At 71.9% G+C, this 26,394-nt stretch carries 26 protein-coding genes; 10 read left to right on the forward strand and 16 right to left on the reverse strand.

Annotation, left to right across the window (positions count from 1 at the left end; all coding sequences use genetic code 11):
* Positions 1-54: 54 nt before the first annotated feature.
* From secF to ruvC, 6 genes are all read right to left on the reverse strand, one after another.
* Complete coding sequence (gene secF / locus EIW28_RS02495; protein WP_125246129.1) at positions 55-1,248, reverse strand: protein translocase subunit SecF; 1,194 nt, start codon at positions 1,246-1,248, stop codon at positions 55-57.
* Positions 1,249-1,254: 6 nt separating this feature from the next.
* Positions 1,255-3,090: a protein translocase subunit SecD gene (gene secD / locus EIW28_RS02500; protein WP_125246130.1), complete on the reverse strand. Its 1,836-nt coding sequence runs from the start codon at positions 3,088-3,090 to the stop codon at positions 1,255-1,257.
* Between the two features lie 165 nt (positions 3,091-3,255).
* A complete protein-coding gene (gene yajC / locus EIW28_RS02505) occupies positions 3,256-3,696 on the reverse strand; it encodes a preprotein translocase subunit YajC (protein ID WP_197717028.1) in 441 nt (146 codons plus the stop codon).
* Between the two features lie 94 nt (positions 3,697-3,790).
* Entirely contained in the window at positions 3,791-4,849 is a 1,059-nt protein-coding gene (gene ruvB / locus EIW28_RS02510) for a Holliday junction branch migration DNA helicase RuvB (RefSeq protein ID WP_125246131.1), read from the reverse strand.
* Positions 4,850-4,852: 3 nt separating this feature from the next.
* Positions 4,853-5,452 carry a Holliday junction branch migration protein RuvA gene (gene ruvA, locus EIW28_RS02515; protein ID WP_125246132.1) on the reverse strand — a complete coding sequence of 200 codons (600 nt, stop codon included), beginning with the start codon at positions 5,450-5,452 and terminating at the stop codon, positions 4,853-4,855.
* Positions 5,449-5,967, reverse strand: a complete 519-nt coding sequence (ruvC, locus tag EIW28_RS02520; protein WP_187350560.1) for a crossover junction endodeoxyribonuclease RuvC — start codon at positions 5,965-5,967, stop codon at positions 5,449-5,451. The genes ruvA and ruvC overlap by 4 nt, the downstream gene beginning before the upstream one ends.
* Positions 5,968-6,317: 350 nt before the next feature.
* Here ruvC and EIW28_RS02525 point away from each other — a divergent pair, with 350 nt between their 5' ends.
* Positions 6,318-7,502 carry a multidrug effflux MFS transporter gene (locus EIW28_RS02525; protein WP_158630261.1) on the forward strand — a complete coding sequence of 395 codons (1,185 nt, stop codon included), beginning with the start codon at positions 6,318-6,320 and terminating at the stop codon, positions 7,500-7,502.
* Between the two features lie 54 nt (positions 7,503-7,556).
* Here the strand turns inward: EIW28_RS02525 and EIW28_RS02530 are convergent, their stop codons facing one another.
* Both EIW28_RS02530 and pdxT read right to left on the reverse strand, forming a co-directional pair.
* Positions 7,557-8,318, reverse strand: a complete 762-nt coding sequence (locus EIW28_RS02530) for a YebC/PmpR family DNA-binding transcriptional regulator (RefSeq protein ID WP_125246135.1) — start codon at positions 8,316-8,318, stop codon at positions 7,557-7,559.
* Between the two features lie 40 nt (positions 8,319-8,358).
* Positions 8,359-8,973, reverse strand: coding sequence for a pyridoxal 5'-phosphate synthase glutaminase subunit PdxT (pdxT, locus tag EIW28_RS02535; protein ID WP_125246136.1), 615 nt, complete (start codon positions 8,971-8,973; stop codon positions 8,359-8,361).
* A gap of 178 nt (positions 8,974-9,151) precedes the next feature.
* On the opposite strand from pdxT, the gene EIW28_RS02540 reads away from it, so the two are divergent.
* On the forward strand, positions 9,152-9,562 hold the full coding sequence (locus tag EIW28_RS02540) for a hypothetical protein (protein ID WP_125246137.1): 411 nt from the start codon (positions 9,152-9,154) through the stop codon (positions 9,560-9,562).
* Positions 9,563-9,596: 34 nt separating this feature from the next.
* Positions 9,597-10,196 carry a hypothetical protein gene (locus EIW28_RS02545; protein ID WP_125246138.1) on the forward strand — a complete coding sequence of 200 codons (600 nt, stop codon included), beginning with the start codon at positions 9,597-9,599 and terminating at the stop codon, positions 10,194-10,196.
* Here the strand turns inward: EIW28_RS02545 and EIW28_RS02550 are convergent.
* Complete coding sequence (locus tag EIW28_RS02550; RefSeq protein WP_125246139.1) at positions 10,193-10,492, reverse strand: hypothetical protein; 300 nt, start codon at positions 10,490-10,492, stop codon at positions 10,193-10,195. The genes EIW28_RS02545 and EIW28_RS02550 overlap by 4 nt on opposite strands.
* A gap of 60 nt (positions 10,493-10,552) precedes the next feature.
* Here EIW28_RS02550 and EIW28_RS02555 point away from each other — a divergent pair, with 60 nt between their 5' ends.
* Complete coding sequence (locus EIW28_RS02555; protein ID WP_125246140.1) at positions 10,553-10,972, forward strand: SSI family serine proteinase inhibitor; 420 nt, start codon at positions 10,553-10,555, stop codon at positions 10,970-10,972.
* 58 nt (positions 10,973-11,030) lie between these two features.
* Here EIW28_RS02555 and pdxS read toward each other — a convergent pair whose 3' ends face one another.
* From pdxS to EIW28_RS02585, 6 genes are all read right to left on the reverse strand, one after another.
* Complete coding sequence (pdxS, locus tag EIW28_RS02560) at positions 11,031-11,951, reverse strand: pyridoxal 5'-phosphate synthase lyase subunit PdxS (RefSeq protein WP_125246141.1); 921 nt, start codon at positions 11,949-11,951, stop codon at positions 11,031-11,033.
* Positions 11,952-12,082: 131 nt separating this feature from the next.
* The gene (locus tag EIW28_RS02565; protein WP_125246142.1) at positions 12,083-12,562 is read right to left on the reverse strand and encodes a hypothetical protein; all 480 of its coding nucleotides are present in this window, start codon (positions 12,560-12,562) and stop codon (positions 12,083-12,085) included.
* Positions 12,563-12,693: 131 nt separating this feature from the next.
* Positions 12,694-13,812, reverse strand: coding sequence for a glycosyltransferase family 4 protein (locus tag EIW28_RS02570; RefSeq protein WP_125246702.1), 1,119 nt, complete (start codon positions 13,810-13,812; stop codon positions 12,694-12,696).
* A 10-nt stretch (positions 13,813-13,822) separates the two neighbouring features.
* The gene (locus EIW28_RS02575) at positions 13,823-14,707 is read right to left on the reverse strand and encodes a phosphatidylinositol mannoside acyltransferase (protein WP_125246143.1); all 885 of its coding nucleotides are present in this window, start codon (positions 14,705-14,707) and stop codon (positions 13,823-13,825) included.
* Positions 14,700-15,329, reverse strand: coding sequence for a phosphatidylinositol phosphate synthase (gene pgsA, locus EIW28_RS02580; protein WP_125246144.1), 630 nt, complete (start codon positions 15,327-15,329; stop codon positions 14,700-14,702). The genes EIW28_RS02575 and pgsA overlap by 8 nt, the downstream gene beginning before the upstream one ends.
* Positions 15,330-15,442: 113 nt before the next feature.
* Positions 15,443-15,988 (reverse strand): HIT family protein, encoded by a 546-nt coding sequence (locus tag EIW28_RS02585; RefSeq protein WP_232013775.1) that lies wholly within the window; start codon positions 15,986-15,988, stop codon positions 15,443-15,445.
* An 81-nt stretch (positions 15,989-16,069) separates the two neighbouring features.
* Between EIW28_RS02585 and EIW28_RS02590 the strand changes: the two genes are divergently transcribed.
* The 6 genes from EIW28_RS02590 (at position 16,070) to EIW28_RS02610 (ending at position 24,195) form a co-directional block, all read left to right on the forward strand.
* Positions 16,070-17,563 carry a potassium/proton antiporter gene (locus tag EIW28_RS02590; protein WP_125246145.1) on the forward strand — a complete coding sequence of 498 codons (1,494 nt, stop codon included), beginning with the start codon at positions 16,070-16,072 and terminating at the stop codon, positions 17,561-17,563.
* Between the two features lie 41 nt (positions 17,564-17,604).
* Positions 17,605-18,015: a hypothetical protein gene (locus EIW28_RS02595; protein ID WP_125246146.1), complete on the forward strand. Its 411-nt coding sequence runs from the start codon at positions 17,605-17,607 to the stop codon at positions 18,013-18,015.
* 85 nt (positions 18,016-18,100) lie between these two features.
* Positions 18,101-19,690: a dynamin family protein gene (locus tag EIW28_RS02600; protein ID WP_158630262.1), complete on the forward strand. Its 1,590-nt coding sequence runs from the start codon at positions 18,101-18,103 to the stop codon at positions 19,688-19,690.
* A gap of 2 nt (positions 19,691-19,692) precedes the next feature.
* Positions 19,693-20,250 (forward strand): nucleotide exchange factor GrpE, encoded by a 558-nt coding sequence (locus EIW28_RS24060; RefSeq protein ID WP_158630263.1) that lies wholly within the window; start codon positions 19,693-19,695, stop codon positions 20,248-20,250.
* The gene (locus tag EIW28_RS02605; protein ID WP_158630264.1) at positions 20,247-22,115 is read left to right on the forward strand and encodes a dynamin family protein; all 1,869 of its coding nucleotides are present in this window, start codon (positions 20,247-20,249) and stop codon (positions 22,113-22,115) included. The genes EIW28_RS24060 and EIW28_RS02605 overlap by 4 nt, the downstream gene beginning before the upstream one ends.
* Before the next feature lie 25 nt (positions 22,116-22,140).
* Positions 22,141-24,195 carry an Hsp70 family protein gene (locus tag EIW28_RS02610; protein WP_125246149.1) on the forward strand — a complete coding sequence of 685 codons (2,055 nt, stop codon included), beginning with the start codon at positions 22,141-22,143 and terminating at the stop codon, positions 24,193-24,195.
* 48 nt (positions 24,196-24,243) lie between these two features.
* Here the strand turns inward: EIW28_RS02610 and thrS are convergent, their stop codons facing one another.
* Complete coding sequence (gene thrS, locus EIW28_RS02615) at positions 24,244-26,262, reverse strand: threonine--tRNA ligase (RefSeq protein ID WP_125246150.1); 2,019 nt, start codon at positions 26,260-26,262, stop codon at positions 24,244-24,246.
* Positions 26,263-26,394 lie beyond the last annotated feature (132 nt).

Genomic DNA, 26,394 nt, shown 5'->3' on the forward strand with positions numbered 1-26,394 from the left:
TGCGAAGCGGCGGGCGGACCGATCGGTCCGCCCGCCGCTTTCACGTGTGCGCGCCTAGCGCCGCTTGCGCTTCTTCGCGCCGCTCGGACGCGAGGAGGAGGGCCGCGAGGGGCCCGAGCGGGCGCCGCTGCCGGACTTGACGGGCTCCTCCAGCAGTTCGAGCGGGATCTCGTCGGTCTTGGCGAGTTCGAGGCGGTCGTCGTCCTCGTCGTCCTCGGCCCGGGCCGCGGGCTTCTCGGACTTGTCCTCGCCGCCCGCGGCGCGGGCGTTGGCAACCTTCTTGTTGTGGCGCTGGAAGGCGGCGCTGCGCTCGGCCAGGTCCACGACCCAGGGGGCGGCCAGGAAGATCGAGGAGTACGCGCCGACGACCATGCCGACGAACAGCACGAGCGCCAGGTCCTTTAGGGTGCCGACGCCGAGGGCGCCCACGCCGACGAACAGCAGCGCGGCCACCGGCAGGACGCCGATGATCGAGGTGTTGATCGAGCGCATGAGCGTCTGGTTGACCGCGTCGTTGACCGCCTCGGCGAAGGTCTGGTGCCGCGAGCGCAGCAGCTGCGCCGTGTTCTCCTGGACCTTGTCGAACACGACGACGGTGTCGTAGATCGAGTAGCCGAGGATGGTCAGCATGCCGACGATCGTCGAGGGCGTGATCTCGAAGCCGACGAGCGCGTAGATGCCCGCGGTGATGATGATGTCGTGCGCGAGCGCGCCGAGCGAGGCGATCGCCATGCGCCGCTCGTACCGGATCCAGATGAAGGCCGAGACCAGCACCAGGAACACGATGAGGGCGATGAGGGCCTGCTTGGACACGGCCGCGCCCCAGGTCGCGGAGACCTCGGAGACGGAGATCGAGTCGGCCCCGATGCCGGCCGCGGCGGCCATGGAGTCGCGGACCTCGGCGGCCGCGTCGGTGTCCATGGTGCCGACGCGGACGATGTAGGACCGGCCGTCGCCGGTGCCGGCGACCTGGCCGGAGGCGACCTCGGCTCCGGCGTCCTCGGCGGCGTTCTCGACGTCCTCGAGGGACGCCTCGGTGCCCGAGGCGGGGACGCTGTACTGGATGCCGCCGGCGAAGTCGATGCCGAGGACGAAGCCCTTGACGATCATGACGGCGATGAGGGCGGCGATGACGATGCCGGAGGCGATGTAGAACTTCCGGCGGTTGGGGATGAACTGGAAGTTCGTCTCGCCGCGGTAGAGCTGGCTGAGGACGTTCGGCCGCTTCTCGGTCTGCTTGGTGCTCATCGGTCCTTAGCCTTTCGCGGCCGCGTCGCCGGTGGCCGGGGCGGTCTTGGTGTGCAGGCCGGAGAGGGCCCGGCTGTTGAGGACCCTCCCGCGGGCGAGCCATTCGGCGATCGGGTGGGTGAACAGGAAGACGATCATGACGTCGACGATCGTGGAGATGCCGAGCGAGAACGCGAACGCGCGCACCGGGCCGATGGCCAGGATGTACAGGACGATCGCGGAGATCATCGAGATGGCGTTCGCCGACAGGATCGTGCGCCGCGCGCGCACCCAGGCGCGGGGGATGGCGGAGCGGGCCGAGCGGCCCCCGGCCATCTCCTCCTTGATGCGTTCGAAGTAGACGATGAACGAGTCGGCCGTGATGCCGATCGAGACCACGAAGCCCGCGACGCCGGCGAGGGTCAGCGTCAGGCCGACCTGGGAGCCCAGGAGCGCGATCGCCGGGTAGAGCACGGCGGTGGCGACGATGAGCGATCCGAGGACGACGAAGCCCATGAGCCGGTAGTAGACCATCGAGTACAGGAACACCAGGATCAGGCCGAGCATCATCGCGTACATGCCGGCCTCGAGCTGGTCCACGCCGAGGGTCGCGGTGACCTCGTTGACGGTCTCGACCACGAACGTGGTCGGCAGCGAGCCGAAGTTGAGCTGGTCGGCGAGCTGGTTGGCCTCGTCGGCGGTGAAGTCGCCGGAGATCTGCGTCGAGTTCGTCGACGCCTCCTGGATCGTGGGCGCGGAGACGACCTCGTTGTCGAGGACGATCGCGACCTGCGAGCCGGTGTTCTCGGCGGTGAGCGCGCCCCAGTTCTCGGCCCCGGAGGAGGAGAACTGGACGTTCACGACGAACATGTTCGGGTTCGCCTGGTCGGTGCCGACGTCGGCGGAGGTGACGTCCGAGCCGAGCACGGTCGCCGGCTGGAGCAGGTACTTGTACGAGACCGTCAGGGAGGGGTCGTCGGCGGAGTACGGCTCGGGGGCCGAGCACGCCACGACCTCGATGTCGGCCTGCTGCACGGCGCCGGGCGGGCGGTTGTCGAGCTGCTCGCAGGTGATCTGCGGGACGAAGAACTGGACGTTCGCCGGCAGGAGCGAGACCTCTGCGGGGGTGAGCTCGCCGAAGGGCTCCAGGAGGGCCATGGTGGCCTCGTCCGCGGGGGCCGCGGTGAGGGCCTGCGCGGCCGCGGCGGCCTCGGGGCCGACCTTCTCCCACACGCCGTCGAGGGTGACGTCCTCGTCCTCGGTGGTCGGGGCCTGGCCGGAGCCGGTGTCCTCCTCGGTCGCCTCCTCGGTCGGGGTGGCCGAGCCGTCCTCGGCCGGGGTCTCGGTGGTCTCCTCGGCTGGGGTCTCGGAGGCGCCGTCGGTCGGCTCGTCGGTGGGGGTCTCCTCGGCGAGGGCGTCCTCCAGCGCGGAGGTGTCCATGGTCGAGTTGGTGACGATGCGGAACCGCAGCTCGGCCGGGGCGCCGACGTCGCGCAGCGCCTCCTCGTCGATGTCGTCGCCGGCGACGTTCACGACGATGTTCTCGTTGCCCTCGACGTAGACCTCGGGCTCGGAGACGCCGGTCGAGTTGACGCGGTTCTCGATGATCTGGCGCGCCTGCTCCATCGTCTCCGGCGTGGGCGGCTCGTCGCTGCCCTGCTGGTAGGCCGTGAGCGTCATCGACAGGCCGCCCTGGAGGTCGAGCCCGAGCTTCGGCGTGGGGAACTTCCATCCGGAGCCCGCCAGCGCGGACACCCACAGGACCGCGAGCACGGCGAGCAGTGCCACGAAGTACGGGGCGACTGCCAGGCGCTTGCGCTGGATCTTCTTCCGTGGGCGGTCAGCGCCCGTTACTGAAGCCAATGGTCGGTCTCTTCCTCAGAACTCGGACAGGGGCGGGCGCAGTGCGACCGCGCAGACGGTAGCGGGCGCCGGCTCGCCGTTACGGCGGGCCGGAGGGGGTGGGCTCGCACACGTACCCTCGGCGGGGCTCATTCTAGGACGGGTGCCGCAAAGGGCGAGCAGGGCCTAGTACTCCTTGCGGTCGGGGTTCCCGGAGTGCTTGTCGCCCTCGGTCTGCTCGTCACCGTTCGCGAGCTTCTCGAGGTCCTCGTCGGAGAGGGTGGCCTCGGTCTCGGCGGCGGGCTCCTCGGCGGTCTCCTCGGCCTCGGCCGGGGTGACGACCTTGGCGATGGCCTGGCGGGCGAAGACGAGGAAGGTGTCGTCGCTGGCCTCGAGGGTGATGGTCTCGTCGTCGGAGTCCACGACGGTGCCGTAGAGGCCGCCGATGGTCATGACGCGGGCACCCGGCTGGACGTTGTTCTGCATGTCCTGCTGCTCGCGCTGCCGCTTGCGCTGCGGGCGGATCATCACGAAGTACATGAGCGCGATGAAGCCGACGATCATGAGCAGGAACGTCAGGTTGGAGCCGCCGGCTGACTGCGCGAGGACGTCTGCGGTTGCGAGCACAGTAGTGCCTTTCGTCGTGGTGGTCACGGTCTGGGAGGGTGACGTGCGCGGAGTCTATCCGGTACGCGGTGGGACCCCTCCCCCACGGCCCACCCTACGCGTCCCCGCGGAAGAGCCCCTCGGCGCTCGGCGGGCGCAGGCCCAGGTGGTGCCAGGCGGCGTCGGTGGCGACGCGGCCGCGGGGGGTGCGGGCGACGAGGCCGGCGCGCACGAGGAAGGGCTCGCAGACCTCCTCGACGGTGTCGGGCTGCTCGCCGACGGCGACGGCGAGGGTCTTGGGCCCGACGGGGCCGCCGTTGAAGGTCTTGACGAGGGCGGCGAGGACGGCGCGGTCGAGGCGGTCGAGGCCGAGGGAGTCGACGTCGTAGAGGCGCAGGGCCTCGACGGCGACGGCCTCGGTGATGGTGCCTCCGGCGCGGACCTGCGCGAAGTCGCGGACGCGGCGCAGGAGGCGGTTGGCGATGCGGGGCGTGCCGCGGGAGCGGCCGGCGATCTGGGCGGCGCCCTCGGGGGTGATGCCGACGTCGAGGATGGCGGCGGAGCGGTTGACGATGGCCTCCAGCTCGCCCTCGGTGTAGAACTCGAGTTGGCCGAGGAAGCCGAAGCGGTCGCGCAGGGGCCCGGTGAGCAGGCCGGCGCGGGTGGTGGCGCCGACGAGGGTGAACGGCTCGAGTTCGAGCGGGATGGCGGTGGCGCCGGGGCCCTTGCCGACGACGACGTCGACGCGGTAGTCCTCCATGGCGGTGTAGAGGAGCTCCTCGGCGGGGCGGGCCATGCGGTGGATCTCGTCGATGAAGAGGACTTCGCGCGGTTCGAGGCTGGTGAGGATGGCGGCGAGGTCGCCGGAGCGCTCGAGGGCGGGGCCGGAGGTCTGGCGCAGGCTCACGCCGAGCTCGGCGGCGATGATCATGGAGAGGGTGGTCTTGCCGAGGCCGGGCGGGCCCGACAGGAGGATGTGGTCGGGCGGGGTGCCGCGGTGGCGGGCGCCTTCGAGGATGAGGCCGATCTGCTCGCGGACGCGGCCCTGGCCGATGATCTCGTCGAGCTTGCCGGGGCGGATGCCGGCCTCGGCCTTGCGTTCGAGCTCGGTGGCCTCGGCGGCGGTGAGGGCCCGGTCCCACTCCTCCGCGGTGTACTCGATGTCGTCGTCCATGCGCTACCGCTTCCCGAGGAGTCGGATGGCCTGCTTGAGGAGGGTGGGCACGTCCTGGCCGTCGGCGCCTTCGGCGTCGAGCTTCTCGATGGCGGTCTCGGCCTCCTTCGCGGTCCAGCCGAGGGCCTGGAGGCCCTGGCTGACCTGGGTGCGCCAGCCGCCGGGGCGGCCGCCGGCCTGCTTGGGGACGCCGTGGAGGTCGACGGGGCCGATCTTGTCGGCGAGGTCGAGCACGATGCGCTCGGCGCTCTTCTTGCCGACGCCGGGGATGCGCGAGAGCGTGGTGGTGTCGGCGGTGGCGATCGCGTGGCGGATGACGTCGGGGCGCAGGGCCTCGATGGCGTCGCGGGCGATGCGCGGACCGATCTTTTGGGCGCCCTGGAGCAGTTCGAACAGGTCGCGCTCCTCGGCGGTGTTGAAGCCGTGCAGGGTGATCGAGTCCTCGCGGACGATGGTGGAGATCGCCAGGACCGCTTCGGAGCCGACCTTGAGGTTGGCGAGGGTGTGGGCGCCGGCGTGGACGGCGTAGCCGACGCCGTTGACGTTGACCACGGCGTACGCTTCGCCGACGGCGGCGACGGTTCCGGTGAGCTGGGCGATCATCGGATGCGCTCCTTCGCTGCGGCCTGTGCGATGCGGGCTTGGACGCCGCCCCTCCACAAGTGGCAGACGGCGATGGCGAGCGCGTCGGCCGCGTCGGCGGGCTTGGGGGGCTCGGTGAGGCGGAGGATGCGCGTGATCATGGTGGTGACCTGGCGCTTGTCGGCGGTGCCGTTGCCGCACACGGCGTTCTTGACCTCGGAGGGCGTGTACGTGGCGGAGGGCAGGCCGCTCCGGGCGGCGGCGAGGAGCGCGATGCCGGAGGCCTGGGCGGTGCCGATGACGCTGGCGACGTTGTGCTGGCTGAAGACGCGTTCGACGGCGACGGCCTCGGGGCGGTGGGCGTCGATGAGGGCGCGGAGCCCTTCGTCGAGGGCGAGGAGCCGGTCGGCAAGGCCCGCTTCGGGATCGGTGCGCACGACGTCGACGGCGACCATGGTGCCGGGCGCGCCGGGGCGCCCTTCGACGACCCCGACGCCGCAGCGGGTCAGGCCCGGGTCGATCCCCATGACGCGCACGCGCTCCTCCAGTCGCTCGGTTCGCGTCAGCTTATCCGGCCGGTCCGACGTTCGGTCCGCAAGCGCCGCCGCCGGTGCGTTCGAACGCGGCCGGCGACCGACCGGACGTGGTCGGGAATCGGACTGGTGGCCTTGCCCATAAACCACTTGCCGGTCGGCAAGTGACGTGATTTCGTTGGAGTCGGCCGATCGCACCGCACGCGCTCCCCATCGGCGCAATGAGGCGACCTGCGGGCGCGGCCCCGCCCTGCACTCCGCTCGCGAACCACTGCTTGGGAACAACTGTGTCTGCTGCCGCCTTTATGCCGCCCGTCGCCGCCGACGGCCACTCACGACGCTTCATAGCCACGATGGTGTTCGTCCTCGGCGCGCTCTCCGCGACCGCGCCGATCGCGATCGACCTCTACCTCCCCGCGTTCCCGGCGATGGCCGACGCCTTCGGCACGCCGGAGAGCCGCATCCAGCTCACGCTCACGTCGATGATGATCGGCATGGGCCTGGGCCAGGCGGTCGTCGGGCCGCTCTCGGACCGCTACGGCCGCCGCAAGCCGCTGCTCATCGGCATGTCGGTCTTCACGGTCGCCTCGCTGCTCTGCGCGGTGGCGACCAGCGCCGACCTGCTCATCGGCCTGCGCTTCCTCCAGGGCCTGTCCGGCGCGGCCGGCGTGGTCGTGGCCCGCGCGGTCATCCGGGACCACTTCGCCGGGGACGACATGACCCGGTTCACGGCCAAGATGATGTTCGTCACGATGCTCGCGCCGATGCTCGGCCCGGTCGTCGGCGCCCAGCTGATCCGCTTCGGGCCGTGGCAGACCGTGTTCGTGTTCATGGCGGTCCTGTCGGCGCTGTCGACGTTCCTGGTGTGGCGCTTCCTGCCGGAGAGCCTGCCGGCGGAGGACCGCCGCACGATGACGGCCCGCGAGTTCGGCGCCGCGGTGGCGACGCTGGTGCGCGACGCGCACTTCATCGCGCCCACGATCGCGGTCCTGATGAACTTCTCGATGCTGTTCACGTACGTCTCGACGTTCAGCTTCATCTCACAGGAGGAGCTCGGAGCCTCCCCCGGGTTCTTCTCGCTGCTGTTCGCGATCGGCACGCTCGCGCTGCTGGCCGGGAACCAGGCGAACATGATGGCGATCGACCGCAGCCGGTCGAGCAGCCGCATGGTCGTCGGCATGGCCGTCTCGCTGGCGGGCGTCGCCTGGATCGCCGCGACGCAGCTGTTCGACGTGGTGAACCTGTGGACGGTCCCGATCGGCATCGCGGTCATGATGTTCGGCTGCGGCGTGGTGTTCCCGAACGCGGGCGCCGCGGCGATGTCCTCGCAGCCGCCGCAGATCGCGGGCACGGCCTCGGCGTTCATGGGCGCGACCCAGATGGCCGCGGGCGGCGTCATGCCGGCGCTGGCGACGATCGGCGGCGTGACGCTCGCGAACATGACGCTCGGCGTGGGCGTGTACGCGGTCGCGACGGCGGCCGCGGTCGCGTGGACGATCGCGGTGTACCGCCGCGACCCGGTCCCCGGGATCGCCTAGGAGGCATGCGACAGGGGCCCGGAGCGAGTCGCTCCGGGCCCCTTCACGTTTCGTCTACTCCTCGTCGAGCTTCGCGAGCACCGAGTCCGGAATGTCGGCGTTGGTCCACACGTTCTGGACCTCGTCGGAGTCTTCGAGGGCGTCGACCACGCGCATGACTTTGCGTGCTCCTTCGACGTCGACCTCGATCTGCACCGACGGCTGGAAGCCGGCCTCGGCGGAGTCGTAGTCGATCCCGGCCTCCTGGAGGGCGGTGCGGACCGCGACCAGGTCGGTCGGCTCGCACAGGACCTCGAAGCCGTCCTCGCCCAGGGCGTTGACCTCTTCGGCGCCGGCGTCCAGGACCGCCATGAGCAGGTCGTCCTCGGTCAGGCCGTCAGCGGCCGGGACCATGATGACGCCCTTGCGGGAGAACATGTAGGCGACCGAGCCGGCCTCGCCCAGGGAGCCGCCGTTGCGCGTCAGCGCCACGCGGACCTCGGCCGCGGCGCGGTTGCGGTTGTCGGTGAGGCACTCGATGAGGACCGCGACGCCGCCCGGCGCGTAGCCCTCGTACATGAGGGTCTCGTAGTCGACGCCGCCGCCGTCGAGGCCGCCGCCGCGCTTGACGGCGCGGTCGATGTTGTCGTTGGGGACCGAGCTCTTCTTGGCCTTCTGGATCGCGTCGTAGAGCGTGGGGTTGCCCGCGGGGTCAGGACCGCCGGTACGCGCCGCGACCTCGATGTTCTTGATCAGCTTCGCGAAGATCTTGCCCCGCTTGGCGTCGATCGCGGCCTTCTTGTGCTTGGTCGTCGCCCACTTGGAGTGACCACTCATCCCGGCGTTCCTCGTTCCTCTTGCTCGTCCGGTCCGGCTCTCAGCCTCGGACCATGTCCACGAAGTACTGGTGCACCCGCGCGTCGGGGGTCACCTCCGGGTGGAAGGAGGTGGCCAGGCAGGCGCCCGCACGTACCGCGACGATCCTACCGCCCGGTGCCCCGGCGCCCTCTGCGCCGCTGTCGACCCGGGCCAGCACTTCGACCCCGTCGCCGACCCGCTCGACCCACGGCGCGCGGATGAACACGGCCTTGAACGGGCCGCCGCCGACGCCTTCGATGCCGATCTCGGTCTCGAAGGAGTCCACCTGGCGTCCGAACGCGTTGCGGCGCACGGTCATGGGGATCGCGCCGAAGGAGCGCTGGTCGGGGCGGCCGTCGAGGACCTCCTCGGCGAGCATGATCATGCCCGCGCAGGAGCCGAACGCCGGCATGCCCTCGTCGAGGCGCTTCTTGACCGGGTCGAACAGGTCGAAGATGTCCAGGAGCTTGCTCATCGTGGTGGACTCCCCGCCGGGGATCACCAGGCCCTCGACCGCGTCGAGCTCGGCGGCGCGGCGCACCGGCGCGGCCTCGGCCCCCGCGGCCTCCAGGGCGCGCATGTGGTCCACCACGTCGCCCTGCAGGGCGAGCACGCCGATCCGGGGCACGGTCATGAGAGAACTCCAAAGGTAGGCGGCAGCGGGCGCCTCAAGGGTAGTCGCGTCCGGCGGGCGCGTCTGCCTGCGCGATTGCCACTGTGACCGAAACCGGCCTGATCACGGGGGATGGGTGACGATCCGTTAAAGTCACCGATCGAACATGACGCACCCCTTGACGCCCGGGAGTAAGCAAATGGCCAAGACCTCGAAGCGCAACCCGATGCCCCGCTCGGTGCGCGCCGCGCGCAACACGATGTGGCTGGAGGCGGGCGTCGCCCTCGTCACCGGCGGCCTGATCGTGCTGCTCCACCGCACCGCGCAGGACTTCGTGCCGCCCGCCGCCGAGCACGACGTCTACCGCGGCGCGGCCGGCCTCGGGGCCCTCGCGGTGTTCCTGCTGCTCTCGACCCTGCTCATGCGCTTCCAGTGGCGGATCCTGTGGCTGCTCAACCTGCTCGTCCAGACCGCCGCCCTCGTCGGCCTCGGCTGGCTGCTGTTCACCGGCGGCCTGTACTGGGCGCTGTGCATCGGCCTGGCGATCATCCCGATTACGATTCTGGGAACGCTTACCGAGCGCTTCGCCCGCCGCTGGTTCAACCACTAGGGCGGCGACCGATCCCCGTCTGAGAGGCACGCAGATGCTCCCCCAACCGAACTTCGGCCGCGACCGCGATCCAGGCAAGGGCGCGCCCGAGCCAGAGGGGGACGACCCGAACGCCAAGCCCAAGAAGGTCCTGCGCCTCCAGATCGCCCTGTGGATCCAGGTCGTCAGCGCCGTCGTCGCCGGGAACATCCTCGCGTTCTACGCGTTCTCGCTGCGCTCGGCCACCGTCGAGGAGCTCACCGGCATCTACGAAGACGCCGAGATCGACGACCCGGCCGGCACCGCCCAGCAGGCCCACGACCTCTACCAGAGCACGAACTTCCTGGTCTCGAACCTCGCCATCGCCGGCTTCGCGCTCGTCGCCGCGATCATCGCCGCCATGTGCGCGATCCGGTTCAAGACCCGCCAGAAGGCCGTGCGCTGGTGGGCCGTGGGCGCCACCGCGGTCCTGTTCATCGTCGGCATGTTCATGTCGACCGTCTTCGGCCTGTACGTCGGCCCGTGGGTGTTCGCCTCGGTGCTGGCGCTGTGGTGGCTGTTCTCCTCCGACGTGCGCTGGTGGATGGACGGCGGCCCGGCCCCGGCCGCCGCAAGAGAGCCGCGGAAGACCGAGGGCGCGAAGGACGAGGACTAGTCGCTGCCGTCGTCGGCGCCGCCGTGCGTCGCGATGTAGTCGATGAAGGCCGCCCGCGCGAGCGGCTCCGAGGCACCCCAGTCCCCCTTGGTGGCCTCCCGCCAGATCCCGACCAGGTCGTCGATGGCGACGCCGATCTCGGCGACGTCGGGGTCGAGGTCCTCGGCTTCGAGGGCGGTCGGGGTGTGCCGGAACAGGTCGATGAAGAACCGCCAGTCGCGGCGGTCGCGCGCGAGCGCGAAGGCGCGCTTCTGGAGCTCGGGAGTCGAGTACTGGTCCAGTTCGGTTGCGTTCATGGCCCAAGACTAGGCGTGTCGGAGCCGGATCGGAGCCCGTCGGGTCCTTAGGATCTGCCCATGCGCAAACTCGCAGCAGCCGCCTTGGGCGCCGCCGCTCTCGCGGCGATGACTCCCGCTCCCGCCCATGCCGAACCGATCCCCGTCGACCCGGGCATCGGCAGCGGCGTCGGGGCCGGGTTCCTGTACCTGGAGGTCGACCGCGAGCAGGGTGCGACCGAACGCGCCGTCCTCGCGTGCCCGAGCGGGCAGGGCCACGCGCGCGGCGAGGAGGCCTGCATCCAGCTGACCGCCGTCGACGGCGAGATCGGGGCCCTCGAGGCGGCCGACGGGATGTGCACCAAGGAGCACGACCCGGTGACCCTCAAGGGTTTCGGGATCTGGGAGGGCCGGTTCGTGTACTACGAGGGCGACTTCGGCAACCACTGCGAGGGCACGCTCGCGACCGGCGGGACGCTCTTCGACATCGCCGCGGACTGACGCGGTAGGACACGGGAAGGGCCCGGGGCGTCGCGCCCCGGGCCCTTCCGCGTGCGTGCTACCAGCCGCGCTTGGCGAGCTTCTGCTCCTCGGGGAGCGTGTCGACGTTGATGCCGACCATGGCCTCGCCGAGGCCGCGGGAGACCTCGGCGATGATCTTCGGGTCGTCGTGGAAGGCCGTGGCCTTGACGATCGCGGCGGCGCGCTTGGCCGGGTCGCCGGACTTGAAGATGCCGGAGCCGACGAAGACGCCCTCGGCGCCCAGCTGCATCATCATGGCCGCGTCGGCGGGGGTGGCGATGCCGCCCGCGGTGAAGAGCACGACCGGGAGCTTCCCGAGCTTCGCGACCTCGGCGACGAGCTCGTAGGGGGCGCGCAGCTCCTTGGCGGCCGCGTACAGCTCGGCCTCGTCGAGGGTGGTGAGGCGGCCGATGTCCTGGCGGATCTGGCGCATGTGGCGGGTCGCCTCGACGACGTTGCCGGTGCCGGCCTCGCCCTTGGAGCGGATCATGGCCGCGCCCTCGGCGATGCGGCGCAGGGCCTCGCCCAGGTTCGTCGCGCCGCACACGAACGGCACGTTGTACTTCCACTTGTCGATGTGGTTCGCCTCGTCGGCGGGGGTGAGGACCTCGGACTCGTCCACGTAGTCGACGCCGAGGGACTCCAGGACCTGGGCCTCGACGAAGTGGCCGATGCGGGCCTTGGCCATGACGGGGATCGAGACGGCCTCGATGATGCCGTCGATCATGTCGGGGTCGGACATGCGGGAGACCCCGCCCTCGGCGCGGATGTCCGCGGGCACGCGCTCGAGCGCCATGACCGCGACGGCCCCGGCGTCCTCGGCGATCCTGGCCTGCTCGGGGGTGACGACGTCCATGATGACGCCGCCTTTCAGCATGTCGGCCATGCCGCGCTTGACGCGGGCGGTCCCGACCTCGGCCTCGGTCTTCTGGGTCTCTGACACGGTCACCGGCTCCATCTGGGTACTTCGGGCTACTCGGCGGGTTCGCGGCTCGCAAGCGTCGCCGAGGCGGGGTGCTGACCTGGCCGATTCTACGCCGCGACGGACCTCACAAGCCCGGTGATACAAACCGGCCGGCGGGTGAGCGATCACTGCACGGGGTCGTCGATGTCCCAGTACTGCGGGCGCGGGAGCCGGTTGTGGAGGCGCAGCAGGACCGCGATGCGCAGCGACCGGGAGGCGACGGCGTCGCGCACGAAGTCGGTGTGGATCTGGCGGGCCAGGGCCACCCGGCGGTTCGCGGACTCGAGCTCGTCGGTCCAGACCGGATCGCGGGACAGCTCCCGCAGGGCGTGCGTGAGGTCGTTCTCGGCGTACTCGCGCAGCTCGCGCTGGCGCCGCGTCGCGGCGGGGACGGCGACCACGGAGAGGGCGAGGGCCACGACCTCCTCGAAGCCGGGGTTGCCGACGAACTTGAGGACGGTCTCGGCGCGGTCGTCGAGCTTCGCGATGAGGGCGGTCTCGGCGGCGCGGGCGCGGCGGTGCAGGCGCTCGACCCGCGCGACCGTCCATGTCGCGTACGCGCCCACGACGGCCACGATCGCCACGAGCACGGCCAGCCACCACACGGTGATCATCGTACGGGCACGCGCGCGCCGCCGCTCTCCCGGCGGCGGGCGCTCGGCGCGCGTGCGGCCGCACGGAACTGCGCGGACCGCCGCCCTCAACACGGACCCGAAAGCCCAGTGAAGACGGACGCTCAGCGTCGCCGCTCCGCGCCGGCCTCGATCGCGGCCCGGTAGACCTCCAGCAGCCGGGCGGCGACCTCGGGCCAGTCGTAGCGGCGGACCCACTCGTTCGCCCGCTCGACGTAGGCCGTGCGCAGCGCCGTGTCGTCGAGGAGCCGCCCGGCCTTCGCGGCGAGGTCGGCGGCGTCGCCGACGGCGAACAGCTCCCCCGCGCGGCCGTCGTCCAGGACCGAGCGGAACGCCTCGATGTCGCTGGCGAGCACGCAGGTGCCGGCGGCCATGGCCTCGGTGAGGATCATGCCGAAGGACTCGCCGCCGGTGTTCGGGGCGACGTACAGGTCGACGCCGGCGAGCATCGACGCCTTCTCCTCGTCCGAGACCGCGCCGAGGAAGCGCACCCGGGAGGCGGTCCCGGGGTCGAGCCCGGCGGTGGCGGCCTCGGGGTCGCCGCGGCCGACGACGAGGAGGTGCAGGTCGGGGCGGTCGGCGGCCAGGCGCGCGAAGGCGTCCCGCAGGATCGGGAAGCCCTTGCGGGGCTCGGAGAAGCGGCCCATGAACCCGATCGTGGGGCCCTCGGGCCGGTCGGCGAGCGGCGCGGCCTTGCGGTAGAACGCGACCGGGACGCCGTTGGGGATCTCGACGGCGCCGCCGCCGAGGTGCTCGACCTGGACCTTGCGCGCGTACGCGCTCACCGCGATCCGCGCCGAGAGGTTCTCCAGGACCAGCTGCGCCATGTGCTTGCCGGCCGCGAGCATCCGCGAGCGCGTCATCGCGGTGTGGAAGGTCGCCACGACCGGGCAGCGAGCGTTGAGCACCGCCAGGCACGACAGGCTCGGCGTGAGCGGCTCGTGGACGTGGATGACGTCGAAGCCGCCCTCGTTGCACCACTTGCGGACCCGCGCGGCCGAGAGCGGCCCGAACGCCAGGCGCGCGATCGACCCGTTGTAGGGCACGGCGACGGCCTTGCCGCCGGAGACGACGAAGTCGGGCAGGTGCTCGGTGTCGGTGGCCGGGGCCAGGACCGAGACGTCGTGGCCGGCGTCGATGAGGGTCTCGGCCAGGTCGCGGATGTGGAGCTGGACGCCGCCGGGGACGTCGAAGGAGTACGGGCTGACGATCCCGATCCGCAGGTCGCCCATGTCAGGGCCGCACCGCGAAGTCGGCGGTCCAGAACCGCTGGAGCATGTGCCAGTCCGCCGGGTGGGCGCGGATGCCCTCCTCGAACGCGTCGGCCACGCGCTGGGTGGTGGACGCCAGGCGCTCGCGCAGCGGCCCGGCGCCGGTGTCGACCGGACCCGAGATCCGGCAGACGGCCCGGTCCGGCTCGTAGTGGATGGCGGCGGTGAACAGCTCGACCCGGTTGCGGATCGCGAGCAGCGCCGGGCCGGAGGGGAAGGTCGTGGCCTCCCCGAAGAACTTCACCTCGGTGCCCGAGCGGGCCAGGTCGCGGTCGGCGACGAGCGCGACCACGTGCCCGGCGTTCAGCGCTTCGCTCAGGGCCGCTTGGGGGTTGCGGTCGCCGCCGGAGGTCGGGACGATGCGCAGCCCCAGCGACTCGCGGTAGGCGAGGAAGCGCCGGTAGACGCCTTCGGGCTTGAGCCGCTCGGCGACGGTGGTGACCGGGTCGCCGGAGACGCGCGAGACCCAGGCGCCGGCGAGGTCCCAGTTCCCGCAGTGCGGCAGGGCCACGATGGAGCCGAGGCCGCGCTTCGCGCGGGCGCTGACCGGCTCGAAGCCGATCATCTCGAAGCGGCGCCGGAGGTGCGCGTCGTCCATCGAGGGGAGCCGGAACGCCTCGATCCAATACCGGGCGTAGGAGCGCATGGCGTCGCGCACGAGCGCCTCGTCCGGCTCGCCGCCGACGACGCGGGCGAGGTTGCGGCGCAGCTGCTGCACGCCCCGGCCGTTCCTGCGGGCGGCCCGGTCGGCGAAGCGCCTGCTCAGGGCGTATGCCGCGGACTCGGGGAGGAGCCGCACGCCGCGCCAGGCGGCCAGGTAGGCCAGCTCGGTGAGGCGCTCAGGCATCGACGTGCTCCTCACTCGCGGCGAACGCGGCGCGGGCGTGGACGACGCGCTGGACCACGGTGATCGAGGAGAGGACCGCGAGCAGGCCCATGCCGGCCTCGAGCGCGAACGGCACGCCGAGGACCTCGGCGAGGACCGCGAGGCCGCCGAGGATGAGGCGCTCGGGGCGCTCGGCGATGCCGACGTTGCACTCGATGCCCAGGCTCTCGGCGCGGGCCTTCACATAGGACACGACCTGGCCGGAGACCAGGGCGGTGAGCGCGAGCGCGGCGCCGGCGAACCGGTCCTCGGTGAGCAGGAAGTACGCGAGGCTGGCGAAGATCGCGCCGTCGGCGAGGCGGTCGCAGACGGAGTCGAGGAGCGCGCCGAAGCGGCTGGTGGTGCCCTTGACGCGGGCGATCGCGCCGTCGAACATGTCGGTGAGCACGGACAGGGAGACGACGACGAGCCCGGCGAGCAGGCGGCCCTGCGAGAGCAGGGTGAGGGAGGCGGCGGCCACGATCGCGGTGCCGGTGATGGTGACGGCGTTGGCGGACACGCCCGCGCGGATGAGGAGTCTCGCGGCGGCGTCGACGTAGCGGCGTACGCCCGCTCGGCCGGAGGTCCGAAGGAACTTCGCCATGGTCTCCTGGTTTCTCGGCAGCGCCCAAGTGGGTGTTCGGGCGGATGGGTGCGGCGCCCGCTCCGGCCGACCGGAACGGGTCCATAGCACTGACTCTAACCGTGCCCGGGCGGTCACACCCGCTCCCATGCGGTCGCGAGTCGGTCGCGGGTGTCCGAGAGGTATTGCGGGAGGGTCTTGGTGCGCCCGATGATCGGCATGAAGTTCGCGTCCCCGCCCCAGCGCGGGACGACGTGCTGGTGCAGGTGCCCGGCGATGCCGGCCCCGGCGACCTGGCCCTGGTTCATGCCGATGTTGAACCCGTGGGCGCCCAGGGCCGAGCGCAGGACGGTCATGGTGCGCTGGATGAGCGCGCCCATCTCGGCGACCTCGTCGACGTCGAGGTCGGTGTAGTCGGGGACGTGCCGGAAGGGCACGACCATGAGGTGCCCGGAGTTGTACGGGTACTTGTTCAGCACCACGAACATCGACTGGCCGCGGGCGACGATGTTGCCCTCGCGGTCGTCGAGCTTGGGGATCTCGCAGAAGGGGCAGCCCTCGATGTCCGCGTCGTCGCCGGTGGGCTTGCCCTCCCCCTGGATGTAGGCCATGCGGTGCGGCGTCCACAGCCGCTCGTACCCGTCGGGGACGCCGACGCCTTCGCCTTCGCGCTCTTCCACGGGACGATCCTAGGCCACCGGGTCGGAAACCGGTAACCCGACGAAATCCCCAGGACACGCCTCCTCGGTTAAGCTCCGGACGTGACGTTGCCCCAGCTGTACCTCGTAGTGCTCATCGGCTGCGTCACCGTGCTCGTCTCCATCGCCGCGATCCGGGCGACCCACCGGCTCGGGCTCCCCGCGCTGCTGGTGTTCCTCGCGGCCGGCATGGTCCTGGGCGAGGACGGCGTCGGCATCCCCTTCGAGGACTTCGAGCTGGCGCAGGTGCTGGGGACGTTCGCGCTCGCGCTCATCCTCATCGAGGGCGGCCTGTCGACGCGCTGGCGGGCGATCTCGGGGCAGCTGGCGCCGGCGTCGATGCTCGCGACGGCCGGCGTCGGCGTCTCGGTGACGGTGACGGCGCTGGGCGCGCACTACCTGCTCGGCTTCGAGTGGCAGACGGCCCTGGTCATGGGCGCGGTCCTGGCGTCGACGGACGCGGCGGCGGTGTTCTCGGAGCTGCGCGGGGTGGGGCTGCCGAAGCGGCTGAGCGGGACGCTGGAGGCCGAGTCGGGCTTCAACGACGCGCCCGCGGTGATCCTGGTGCTGGCGTTCTCGGCGGCCGAGGGGCTGCCGAACACGTTCGAGCTGCTCGGGCTGCTGGTGTGGGAGCTGGCCGTCGGCTCGCTCCTCGGCCTGGCGGTGGGCGCGGGCGGGGCGTGGCTGCTGCGGCGGCTGGCGTTGCCGGTGTCGGGCCTGTACCCGCTCGCGGTGTTCAGCCTGGGCATGGCCGCGTTCGCGGCGGCCGGGACGCTGCACGCGTCGGGGTTCATCGCCGCGTACCTGGCGGCGCTGGTGCTGGGGAACTCGCGGCTGCCGCACCGGGCCGCGACGCAGTCGTTCGCGAGCGGCCTGGGCTGGGTGGCGCAGCTGGGCATGTTCGTGATGCTCGGGCTCCTCGCGTCCCCGGACAACCTGCTGCGGATGCTGGTGCCGGCGCTGGTCCTCGGCGCGGTCCTGACGCTGGTGGCGCGGCCGGTGTCGGCGTGGCTCAGCCTGGTCCCGTTCCGGTTCTCCGCCAAGGAGAAGGCGCTGCTGTCGTGGGCGGGCCTGCGCGGGGCGGTGCCGATCGTCCTGGCGACGATCCCCCGCTCCGAGCACCTGCCGGGCGCGCAGTCGCTGTGGGACCTGGTGTTCATCCTCGTCGTGGTGTTCACGCTGCTCCAGAGCCCGACCCTGCCCTGGGTCGCGAAGCGGCTCGGGCTGGCGCAGTCGGGCGTGGTGCAGGAGGTCGACATCGAGACGGCCCCGCTGGACGCCGTGGACGGCGAGGTCCTCACCATCACCGTCCCCAAGGGGTCGGGCCTGGCGGGCATCCGGATCTTCGAGCTGCGCCTGCCCGAGGGCAGCGCCATCGCGGGCGTGGTCCGCGTCGACCGGCTCTTCGTGCCCGCCAAGGCCGACCGGCTGCGCTCGGGCGACCAGCTCATCGTCGTCACCACGCCGCGCCTGCGCGAGGCCACCGAGCAGCGCCTCACGGCCCTGGCGCGGGCGGGGCGGCTCGCTCGCTGGCTCGGCGAGACCGGCAAGGACTGATGCAACCGATCCGGCGGCGGGGGCGTCCTACCGCCATGCGCATGAAGCTCCTCGGTGCCCTGGCACTCCTGGCCCTCGTCCCCGCGGCCGCGGCGTGCGGGGTCGCCACACCGACCCTGGCCCCCGCCGACCCGGCGACCGACGCGGCCGAGGTGGGTCCCGCCGCCCCGGCGGAGTCCGAGCAGGAGACCGGCACGCTCGTCGTCGCGGTGACCGACGACGCCGGCACGCCCCTGGAGGGCGTCCCGCTCGAACTCACCGCGCTCGACATCGACAACACCGTCCCCGACTGGGAGTCCGCGCCGCTGACCGGCCCCGACGGCACGATCGAGATCACCGGCCTCCTCGGCGAGTACCAGGTCGCGACCGTCCGCGACGGCACGAACGACCTCGGCACGGTCGTCGTCGAACCGGGCGCGGCCGCCCGCCTCGACCTCGTCCTCGCGTCCTAGACGCCCGCGCCCGCGGGGGAACCGCGACGTGCGGCGGTGGGCCATACTGGAGTCACGGCCGTTCCCTTCCCGCGTGGAGGCGCGTGTGTCCGGACACCCCCCGAGCCAGTCTGAATCCCAGAATCCGTCCCGCAGCCAGACCGTCTTCGACGAGTGCCTGAACCTGACGCGCGGGCTGCCGCATCTCGCCGGTCTGCACGGCGAGCTGGCCGCCGCGCGCGAACGGCTCGGCCGGCCCCTGCGCGTCGCCATCGCCGGCCAGGCCAGCCGCGGCAAGTCCACCCTGGTCAACGCCATGATCGGCCGCGACGAGCTCGCGGTGGGTCGGGCCGAGACCACCGCGGTCGTCACCGAGCTGTCCTACGCCGACCGCCCCGCCGTCACCGTCAGGTACGAGGACGGGAGCGTCGCCCGCGGCCGCCCCGAGGACCTGCACCGGCTGACCGTCCGCGGCGGCGACGGCGAGCGCCCCGCACCGGGGGTCGCGCGGGTCGAGTACGGCGTCCCGAGCGAGTTCCTGAAGTCCTTCCGGCTGCTCGACACGCCCGGACTGGCGAGCGTGTACGAAGAGGACGGCTCGGCGACCGAGGAGGCCCTCGGGCTCCGGTCCCACCGCGACAGCGAGTCGGCCCTGCGCGCCGCCGACGCGCTCGTCTTCCTCATCGACAGCGAAGTCCACGAGGAGGACTTCGCGCTCGTCGAGCGGTTCGCGGAGAAGACCCCCGGGAAGGTCACCCCGGTCTACGCGATCGGCGTCTACGCCAAATGCGACCTCCATTGGCGCGCGAGCGATCCCGAGGCCGACCCGCTCGAGCGGATGATGCGGGCCTCCGGCGGCCGGCAGCCGGGGCCGCAGCTCTCGCGGTACTTCTTCGTCACCCTCCCGGTCGCGGCCGTCGCCGCCCACGGCGCGGCCCGGCTCACCCCCGGGATGCTCGCGACCCTGCGGGCCCTGTCGCGGACGGACCCGGCCGAGCTGGCGTCGCGGCTGCGATCAGGACGCCGGTTCGTCGACGGCGCCGACGGCGCGGGCGAGACCACCGCCGAGGACCGGCTGGCGCTGTTCGAGGCACTCCAGGCGTGGGGCGTGTACCGGGCCTGCCGCCACCTCGCGAAGCACCCCGAGGCCGGAGGGGACGAGCTGCGGGCGCACCTGCGGTCGATCAGCGGCGTCGACACGCTCAACGAGCGGCTGTCGCAGCACTTCGGGAACCGCGCGGCGTTCATCAAGCTCCACTCCGGCCTCCACCGGGTGCGGCGCAGCGCCGCCGCGGCCAAGCCGGGCGCGGACCGGGCCGAGCTGGCGGTCCTCGCGCTCGTCGAACGCAAGCTCAACTCGCTCGAATACGAGGACTCCAGCCTCGACGAGCTGAACGCCCTGGCCGCGTTCTACGCCGGCGTCACCGGGTTCACCGACGAGGAGCGCGAGGAGATCCTGCGCGTCACCGGCGAGCACGGCACCCGCTGCGAGCAGCGGCTCGGCCAGGAGGAGGGGACGCCGCTGCGGGCGCTGGAGGCGCACGCCGTGGCGCGGGTCGCGCACTGGGCGCGCCGCTCCGAGGGCGGCTCGCTGCCCGGCCGCAGCCGCTACGTCGCGCGGATCATCCGCGACAGCTACGAACGGATCCTCAACCGCGTCAGGCAGGCCCATGCGCTGCTGGACATCAGGGAGTGACGATGATGAGAGACCTCCTGCGGCTCCCGGGGCGCGGCGGGCGGCGCTCGCGGCGGCGCCGGGAGCTGACCGCGCAGATCGCCTACCGCGTCGCCGAGCTGTACGGGGTGGGCGACGGGCGGGAGGACCTGTCGGCCCGGCGGATCGACGAGGTCGCGGAGCTCGAGTTCGCGCTCGCGGTCCTCGACGGCCTCGCCCCGGTCGAGGCCGAGGCCGAGCGCGCCGCGCCGCCGCCCGGCCAGGGGCCCCCGGAGATCGTGCTCAAGCTCGTGCGCGTCCACGACCGGCTCGACATGGCGGCCGACCGGGACGCCGAGTCGGCGCCGCTCGTCAAGCGGTTCCGGAACGACGTCCTCGAGCTGCTCGCCGTTTCCGGAGCGGACCTGGTCGAGCGGGACGGGCCCCTCCAGCCCCCGCTGCACGAGGTCCTCTCGACCGTCCCGACCGCCGACCCCGCCCTGGTCCACCACGTGGCCCGCACCGTGCGGCCCGGCGTCCGCTGGAACGGCCGGCTCATCCGGCCCCAGCAGGTCGTCGCGTACGTGGAGGAGGGCCGGTGACGGGCGTGCACGACGCGGTCGCGGCACTGCGGCGCGAGGTCCTCGACCTGTACCGGGAGGTCGTCCGCGTCACCGGGGCGGACCTCTCGGAGGCGTCGCGGGTGCGCCTGCGCGAGAGCCGCTCCCGGCTCGCCTCCGACAGGTACACGGTCACGGTGTGCGGCGAGTACAGCCGCGGCAAGTCGAGCCTGATCAACGCGCTCGTCGGCCGCCCCGACCTGCTGCCGGTCGGCATCCGCGCGACGACCTCGACGATCGCCACGATCCACTGGGGCGCCGAGGCGAAGGCGGCGGTCCGCACCGACGGCGAGGACGGGCGCCCCGTCCAGCGGGAGGTCCCGGTCGGCCTCCTCGCCCGGTACGGCTCCCAGGCCGGCAACCCGCGCAACCGCGAGCGCGTCCGCTCCATCGACGTCACCGTGCCGTCCCCGGTGCTGCGCCGCGGCCTGGTCCTGGTCGACACGCCCGGGATCGGCACGCTCTACCCCGAGCACACCGCCGTGACGAACGCGCTCCTCCCGCGCACCGACGGCATCCTGTTCGTGTGCAACGTGATCGACCCGATGTCGAAGCCGGAGCTGGAGTTCCTGCGGCGCGCCAACCGGTGCTGCCCGACGGTGCTGGTCGCCGCGACCAAGGCCGACCGGATCTACGACGCCGCGGGCGCCGTCGCCGACATCGCCGAGCGGATCGGCGGGGCGCTCGACCTCCCGCCGGAGCAGGTCCGGGTCGTTGCCGTCTCGGCGACCGAGCGCGAGGCCGAGCTCGCCGAGGGCCGAGAGGACGGCGACTCCGGCTTCGCCGAGCTGGAACGGCAGCTGTGGGAGGGCCTGGCGGCGACCTGCGTCGCGCCGCGCGTCGAGCGGGCGCTCGGCGAGATCACCGCGGTCGTGCGCGAGTCGGCCGCGCCGGTCGTCAACGAGTTCGCGAGCATGGGTCCGGGCACCGACCTCGGCGAGACCCTGGAGCAGCTCGCGAAGGAGCGGGCGCGCGCCACCGAGCTGCGCGGCCCGACCGCCCCGTGGCGGATGGAGCTGCGGCGCCGCGTCGGCGAGATCGAGCGGGAGCTGCGCGTCGAACTCGACCGGCGCTGCCAGGAGGCCAAGCGGGAGTTCAGGTTCCAGGCCGAGAACCCCACCGGCGGGGCCGACGCCCGGCAGCTCGCCGGCCAGGTGATCGCCGAGATCGGCGCGATCGTCGACGAGGTCGAGGCCGCGATGATCGAGCGGACCAGCCTCGCCGCCGCGTCGATCGCCGAGCGCATCGCGGTGCCGCTGACGGTGGAAGGCACCGGGCACGAGCGGTACCTGCCGGTGATCGCCGTGCCGGCGGGCAAGGAGCCCGGCCGCAAGCGCGACCTGAGCTGGCTCCGCACCGGATTCGACTCCTCATGGGCCGCAGGGGCGTTCGGCGCCACGCTCGGCGGCGCGGTGGCGTCGGTCTTCGCGCCGGGGGCCGGCATGGTCATCGGCGGGATCGTCGGCGGGCTCCTGTTCAACATCATCGGGTTCATCAGCGGCGCCAGCGGGGAGTTCCAGCAGCAGCGCGGCGAGCAGCGCATCCACCAGGCCAAGCGCATGGCCCGCCTCATGGTGCCGGCCCTGGACCGGGAGATCCTCGAGATCGGGCGACGGTTCGACGCCGTGGTCCGGCGGCAGCGGAGCGATCTGGAGCACCGCGTCGAGGACGAGGTGGAGCGGTCGCTGACCAGCCTCGAAGCCTCGGTGCAGCGGCTGGAGGCGTCCGCCGACCGCGACGCGCGGGGCCTGGAGGACCGCCTCGCCGAGCTGCGCCGCCGGAACGAGGAGTACGAGGTCCTCACCGGGCGGCTGAACGCCCTCCACGACCGGCTGACACGGCTCTGACCGTCCAGACAGGAGCGACCCCCGCATGGCCATCGGATACGGCATCGACTTCGGCACCTCGACCTCGGCGATCATCGTCGTCGACGACCGGGGCAAGACCACGCTGGTCTCCGATCCGGAGTCCGCGCACACCTCGTACACGTTCCCGTCGAGCGCGTTCGTGAACGACGCCGGCCGCCTCATCGTCGGCACGGCGGCCGAACGGCAGAAGCAGCTGAACCTGGGCGCCTTCCGGACCCAGTTCAAACGCGAGTTCCGGTCCACGGTCCCGAGCGTGCTCGGCGGCCGCACCCTGCGCACCGACGAGCTCGTGTCGGCACTGCTCGCGCGCCTGCGCGAGTGCGCCATGGACCGCGTCCCCACCCCGCCGAGCCAGGTCGTCATCACCGTGCCGGCCTCGTGGGACGAGGCGCAGTGCGAGCGGATGAAGGACGCGGCCGAGCGGGCCGGCTTCGACCCCGCGACCGTGACCCTCCTGCCCGAGCCCGTGGCGGCCCTCCGGTACGCCTTCGAAGGCGACCTGCTCATCGCCGAGAGCACCGTCCTGGTGTACGACCTCGGCGGCGGCACGTTCGACTGCGCGCTCGCGCGCGGGAACACCGCCGGGGGCTACACGGTCGTGGGCCTCCCCGGCGGCCGCCCCCACATCGGCGGGATCGACTTCACCACCGCGCTCATGACGACGGTGGCGCAGGGGTTCGAACCGCCGCGCGAGGACTGGCTGCACCTCGACCCCGACGACGACGCCGCTTCCCGCATGCACCTGAGCTTCCGCGAGGAGTGCGAGAACACCAAGCGCGTGCTGTCCACCCAGCCGTCGGCGTGGCTGAACCTGCCCGAGGGCGGACCGATCGAGATCGACCTGGAGGTCTTGGAGGAGGCGATCGGCGAGATGCTGGAGGAGACCGTCGCCGCCTGCAACGAGCTGCTGTACGCGGCCGACCTGGGCTGGGGCGAGGGCGACCAGGTCGTCCCGGTCGGCGGCAGCACCCGGCTGCCGCTCATCGCGAAGCTGCTGCGGGACCACGCCCGCACCGTCGTGAAGATCGACGAGCCGGAGCTCGCGGTGGCGCGCGGCGCGGCCCTCCACGCCAAGGACCTCCTCAACGGCGTCGAGGACCGCGTCACGGAAGCGGAGGCCGCACCCGAAGAGGCCGCGGCGCCCGAGGAGGCCGCGACCCACACGACGGTGCCGCTGCCGAGCACCGACGAGAAGCCCGCCCCGGCGCGGCCGACGGCCTCGGACTATCTGGACTACTACGGCGACTATCCGTCGGCGACGCGCAAGGCCGACACGGCGAAGCTCGCCTGGACGATGCTCGGCGCCTGTGTCGCCCTGGCCGGGCTCGTGAAGCTCGGGCTCATGGCCTACACGGGACTCGCCGCATTCGTGGAGGAGACGGGCCCGGACTGGCTGCCGCCGGGCTGGAGCGCGGGCATCGCGGGCACCGCCTGCATGCTGGCCGCCCTGATCGTCGTGGTCCGGACCGAAAGCCACGTCGAGGACAGCCGGCCCGGCACCATGGCGACTATGTGGATCACCTTGTCCTACATGGCGATCTGCGGTGCCACGATCTGGTGGCACTTCTCGGGCTGGGACGGCGCCGCGATTCCGATCGTGGTCCTGCTCAACCTGGCGCTCATCACCTATCTCGTCGCGGTCGAGCACGTCTCGCACCTCTACCTCGGCATCGGTGAGGCGCTTCCCGACACCTGGCCGACCCTCCTGGCCGCCGGCGGCACCGCCCTCTTCACCTGGTGGTCCGCGCTCGCCTTCGGCAAGCTCGCCGCCTGGGCGGAACCGCGGCTGCCCGAAGTCTTCACGACCGGATGGATGGGCGGGATCGCCGGAACGGCCGCGGCGCTCGTGGCCGTCGTCATCACCCTCGCTCTGCTCGTCTTCCTGGACGATGAGATGGCCGTCGACGGATTCCAGATCCTGTTCGCGTTCCTGTGCCTGGTGTTGACTGCCGCGGCCGTCATCGTGGACTACAACCTGGCCGGCACTGCGGGGACGGTCGCGGCGTTCGCGCTCGGGAACCTCGCGGCCGTGTCGTTCCTCGTCGCCTCCACAGACTGACGCGGGCGCCTCCGGCCGAGCGGCCGGGGGCGCCCGCGTGCGCACTTGCTATGCGGCCGAAGGCCCCTCGTTCACGCGGGAGCGGACGACCTCGGCCACGTGGGCGATCGCCTCGTCGGCGGGGACGCCGTTGCGCTGGGAGCCGTCGCGGTAGCGGAAGGAGACGGTCCCGGCGTTCTGGTCGTCGTCGCCGGCGATGATCATGAACGGGATCTTCTGGAGCTGGGCGTTGCGGACCTTCTTCTGCATGCGGTCGTCGGAGTGGTCGACCTCGGCGCGCAGGCCCTCGGCGCGCAGGCGCGAGAAGAACGCCTCCAGGTAGTCGGCGTTCTCATCCCGGACCGGGATGCCCACGGCCTGGACCGGCGCGAGCCAGGCCGGGAACGCGCCCGCGTAGTGCTCGGTGAGGACGCCGAAGAAGCGCTCGATCGAGCCGAAGAGGGCGCGGTGGATCATGACCGGCTGCTTGCGGGTGCCGTCCGACGCCGAGTACTCCAGGCCGAAGCGGACCGGCTGGTTGAAGTCGAGCTGGATGGTCGACATCTGCCAGGTGCGGCCGATCGCGTCGCGGGCCTGCACGGAGATCTTGGGGCCGTAGAAGGCCGCCCCGCCCGGGTCGGGCACGAGTTCGAGCCCGGACTCCTCGGCGACCTGGCGCAGGGTCTCGGTGGCCGACTCCCACAGCTCATCGGAGCCGATGAACTTCTCGGAGTCGCCCTTGGTGGAGAGCTCCAGGTAGAAGTCGTTGAGCCCGTAGTCGCGCAGCAGCCGGAGCACGAACTCGAGCAGGCTCTTGATCTCGCCGGGCGCCTGCTCCTCGGTGCAGTAGATGTGCGCGTCGTCCTGGGTCAGGCCGCGGACGCGGGTGAGGCCGTGCACGACGCCCGACTTCTCGTACCGGTACACGGTCCCGAACTCCGACAGGCGCAGCGGCAGCTCCCGGTAGGAGCGCCCCCGCGACTGGAAGATCAGGTTGTGCATCGGGCAGTTCATGGCCTTGAGGTAGTAGTTCGCGCCCTCGAGCTCCATCGGCGGGTACATGGTGTCCGCGTAGTACGGCAGGTGCCCGGAGGTGTGGAACAGGTTGTCCTTGGTGATGTGCGGGGTGTTCACCACCTCGTACCCGGCCTCGCGCTGGCGTTCGCGCAGGTAGGACTCCATCTCGTGCCGGATGATGCCGCCCTTGGGGTGGAACACCGGGAGCCCGGAGCCGAGCTCGTCGGGGAACGAGAAGAGGTCGAGCTGCTGCCCGAGCTTGCGGTGGTCGCGCTTCTCGGCCTCGGCGAGGCGCGCGAGGTAGTCCTTCTGCTCCTGGACGGTCGGCCACGCGGTGCCGTAGATGCGCTGGAGCTGCGGGTTCTTCTCCGAGCCCATCCAGTACGCGGCGGCCGAGCGCATGATCTTGACGGCGCCGATGAGCTTGGTCGAGGGCAGGTGCGGGCCGCGGCAGAGGTCGGACCAGACCTTCTCGCCGGTGCGGTCGCGGTTGTCGTACGCGGTGAGTTCGCCGCCGCCGACCTCCATGACCTCGTCGGCGTCGGTGCCCTCGCCCTTGGTCTCGATGAGTTCGAGCTTGTACGGCTCGTTCGCGAGCTCGGTGCGGGCCTCGTCGAGCGAGGAGAACTTGCGGCGGTGGAAGGTCTGCCCCTGCTTGATGATCTGGAGCATGCGCTTCTCGACGGCCTTGAGGTCGTCGGGGTTGAACGGCTCGGCGACGTCGAAGTCGTAGTAGAAGCCGTCGGTGATGGGCGGGCCGATGCCGAGCTTGGCCTCGTGGAGCTCCTGGACGGCCTGGGCCATGACGTGCGCGGCCGAGTGGCGCAGCACGTTGAGCCCGTCGGGGCTGTTCAGCGGGACGGGCTCGACCTTCTGGTCGGTCTCGGGGGCCCACGAGAGGTCGCGCAGCCGCCCTTCGGCGTCGCGGAGGACGACGATCGCGTGCGGCCCTGAGACGGGGAGGCCGGCCTCGGCCACCGCGTCGGCACCGGTAGTGCCAGCCGTCACCCAGAGGGGTTCGACGACGCCTGGACTCTGATTCGGTGCTGCGGAAGCCACGGTTCTCCTCATGGAATGGGCCGGCCTGCGGGCCGGCGCTCGACGTTCGGGTCCATGGTAGTCGCCGCCCGGGCCGGCGTTCGAGCCCATTACCGGCGGGTGAGGCGTGTTCGCGGAAACTTCCGGCTCGGACTTGACCTTGGT

This window comes from Glycomyces terrestris, assembly GCF_003933745.1.
In the GTDB taxonomy this organism is placed as follows: Bacteria; Actinomycetota; Actinomycetes; order Mycobacteriales; family Micromonosporaceae; genus Glycomyces; species Glycomyces terrestris.

What these genes read in the sequence shown, in the direction of transcription:
- secF (WP_125246129.1), bottom strand. Translation starts at nt 1,248, where the DNA reads ATGAGCACCAAGCAGACCGAGAAGCGGCCGAACGTCCTCAGCCAGCTC.
- ruvB (WP_125246131.1), bottom strand. Translation starts at nt 4,849, where the DNA reads ATGGACGACGACATCGAGTACACCGCGGAGGAGTGGGACCGGGCCCTC.
- ruvA (WP_125246132.1), bottom strand. Translation starts at nt 5,452, where the DNA reads ATGATCGCCCAGCTCACCGGAACCGTCGCCGCCGTCGGCGAAGCGTAC.
- EIW28_RS02525 (WP_158630261.1), top strand. Translation starts at nt 6,318, where the DNA reads ATGGTGTTCGTCCTCGGCGCGCTCTCCGCGACCGCGCCGATCGCGATC.
- EIW28_RS02530 (WP_125246135.1), bottom strand. Translation starts at nt 8,318, where the DNA reads ATGAGTGGTCACTCCAAGTGGGCGACGACCAAGCACAAGAAGGCCGCG.
- pdxT (WP_125246136.1), bottom strand. Translation starts at nt 8,973, where the DNA reads ATGACCGTGCCCCGGATCGGCGTGCTCGCCCTGCAGGGCGACGTGGTG.
- EIW28_RS02540 (WP_125246137.1), top strand. Translation starts at nt 9,152, where the DNA reads ATGGCCAAGACCTCGAAGCGCAACCCGATGCCCCGCTCGGTGCGCGCC.
- EIW28_RS02545 (WP_125246138.1), top strand. Translation starts at nt 9,597, where the DNA reads ATGCTCCCCCAACCGAACTTCGGCCGCGACCGCGATCCAGGCAAGGGC.
- EIW28_RS02550 (WP_125246139.1), bottom strand. Translation starts at nt 10,492, where the DNA reads ATGAACGCAACCGAACTGGACCAGTACTCGACTCCCGAGCTCCAGAAG.
- EIW28_RS02555 (WP_125246140.1), top strand. Translation starts at nt 10,553, where the DNA reads ATGCGCAAACTCGCAGCAGCCGCCTTGGGCGCCGCCGCTCTCGCGGCG.
- pdxS (WP_125246141.1), bottom strand. Translation starts at nt 11,951, where the DNA reads ATGGAGCCGGTGACCGTGTCAGAGACCCAGAAGACCGAGGCCGAGGTC.
- EIW28_RS02575 (WP_125246143.1), bottom strand. Translation starts at nt 14,707, where the DNA reads ATGCCTGAGCGCCTCACCGAGCTGGCCTACCTGGCCGCCTGGCGCGGC.
- pgsA (WP_125246144.1), bottom strand. Translation starts at nt 15,329, where the DNA reads ATGGCGAAGTTCCTTCGGACCTCCGGCCGAGCGGGCGTACGCCGCTAC.
- EIW28_RS02595 (WP_125246146.1), top strand. Translation starts at nt 17,605, where the DNA reads ATGAAGCTCCTCGGTGCCCTGGCACTCCTGGCCCTCGTCCCCGCGGCC.
- EIW28_RS24060 (WP_158630263.1), top strand. Translation starts at nt 19,693, where the DNA reads ATGATGAGAGACCTCCTGCGGCTCCCGGGGCGCGGCGGGCGGCGCTCG.
- EIW28_RS02610 (WP_125246149.1), top strand. Translation starts at nt 22,141, where the DNA reads ATGGCCATCGGATACGGCATCGACTTCGGCACCTCGACCTCGGCGATC.
- thrS (WP_125246150.1), bottom strand. Translation starts at nt 26,262, where the DNA reads ATGAGGAGAACCGTGGCTTCCGCAGCACCGAATCAGAGTCCAGGCGTC.